Below are 1,071 nucleotides of genomic sequence, written 5' to 3' on the forward strand. Positions count from 1 at the left end.
CGCGCCGACGTGACGACGATGGAGACGATCCTGCGCATGGTCGAGCGCAAGTATGGCAAGGCGCGGCGGATCTGGGTGTTCGATCGCGGCGTGGTGAGCGAGCAGAACCTGGCGGCGATACGGAAACGGGGTGGTCAGTACCTGGTTGGCACGCCGCGCAGCCAGATGAAGCGGTTCGAACAGGAACTGCTGGCGGACGACTGGACCCAGGTGCGAGCTGGAGTCGAAGTGAAGCGGGTGGCCATCCCGCAAGGCAAGGAGACCTATATCCTTTGCCGCACGGCGGGCCGCAAGGAAAAAGAGACCGCCATCCGGAAGCGATTTTCCAGCAGCATGGAAGCCGCTCTGCAGCGCTTAGCGAAAACGATCGAGAGCGGGCGCCTCAAAGACCGCCACAAAATGGAACGGCGCCTGGGGCGCATTCAGGCGCGACATCCCCAGGTGAACGACTTGTTCGAGTTGGATCTGCGCGACACGCCCGAGGGCGTGCGGCTGTCCTGGAACATCAAAAAAGATCGCCAGGTCTGGCGCGGATTGCGCGAGGGCGCCTATCTGTTACGCACGAATCTGCAGGCCGGCAGCGCCGAAGAACTCTGGTCGCAGTACATGCAGTTGACCGAAGCCGAAGCTTCTTTCCGCGCCCTGAAAAGCGAACTCTCCATCCGGCCCTTGTTCCACCAGTTGGAGCCGCGCGTCAAAGCGCATGTGCTGGTGGCTTTCCTGGGATATGGCTTGTGGGTCACCCTCAAGCATTGGCTGAAGCACCGGCCGGCGATCGTGCCGCAGCCGCCGCTCAGCGGCGTGACCAATGCGCAGCCGCTGTCGGCGATGAAGGCGCTGGCGCTGTTGTCGACTTTGCAAAGCGCCGACATCGTGCTGCCGACCACCGACGGACGCGAGATTCGCCTGCGGCGCATTACCGAGCCTACCGCCGAGCAAAAGGAACTGCTGCGACAACTCAGGCTGAGCCTGCCGACAAGGTTCGAACTCCATCGCAAATGTAGTGTAGACTCGGCGATTGCCTGAACTGATTCTGAAGGACTTAACCCTTCTCTGGCTGCCTTCGTGACG

The 1,071-nt window shown here is 61.9% G+C and carries 1 protein-coding gene; it reads left to right on the forward strand.

Going from position 1 to position 1,071, the window contains the following annotated elements; genetic code table 11:
• A partial coding sequence (locus VMP31_RS05355; RefSeq protein ID WP_325504841.1) for an IS1634 family transposase occupies positions 1-1,026 on the forward strand: 1,026 nt, incomplete at its 5' end.
• Positions 1,027-1,071 lie beyond the last annotated feature (45 nt).

Origin of the sequence: Pseudomonas sp. (genome assembly GCF_035512415.1) — a bacterium.
GTDB lineage: Bacteria > Pseudomonadota > Gammaproteobacteria > Pseudomonadales > Pseudomonadaceae > Aquipseudomonas.